The 808-nt window shown below is 41.6% G+C and carries 1 protein-coding gene; it reads right to left on the minus strand.

Annotated elements, in window-relative coordinates:
- The coding region (locus ACFIO5_RS11230; RefSeq protein ID WP_375705450.1) for an autotransporter outer membrane beta-barrel domain-containing protein at window positions 1–808 on the minus strand (808 nt) is incomplete at both ends.

Here is an 808-nt window from a genome sequence, read left to right on the forward strand (position 1 = left end):
CCTCTACCTGCAACCAGCTCAATTGTGCATAAGGTTGCATCCAACTACTCTTCGTTGTCTCAAAACGATAACCCGCTTCAAATGATGTACCCAACCCCCATTGATTATAATTTCCTTCAATCGCTATACCATTCGTTGAAACAGCCTTTAGGTTATTCTGATACTGATTGTATTTTAAAATACTATCTAAATACCATCCACTCTTATCAAAATAAGTTGCATACGCTCCAATGCTATAAGTGTTTATGCCGCTCACACCACCTCGTGCATGTGCAACACGTGCTTGATCATAACTACCAAAACCACCGATATAAAACTCTCCACCCATTAACTCACTTACACCACTGACACCTAAAACTATACCTGTCTGATCAAGCTTAAAGTCTTTATGATCTGCAACGATGTGTTCTTTGCTCTTAATTGCGTGCGCCCAGAAAGCCGTATTTTTCTTACCTCTGTCTAGAATTCCTCTTCCCGCACGTACAGCTTGCAGCTCATTGTGAAAAACCAGTGCTGGAGTCACAGACATGGACAATACTGCATCTGTAGAGGGAGTGGTTAAAAAGTGAGAAACTGACAGCTTCTGGCTTGATTGTGGAGAAGAGCTACCTTGCTGACCTGGACGTAAAATCATTTGATCGGCTAAAGATTGGCCATCCGTAGAAACTACTGACTGCTGTTGTTCATCAGAAGAATGATAATGACCTGTTGGACTCGATGTATCAGACGCTGGTTTTTCTAAAGACGAGGTAGAGGAGGAAAACTGCGGATCTTTAGTTATATTCTGGTCAATATGATTCCGATATGA

The organism is Bartonella sp. AA86SXKL (assembly GCF_042196885.1).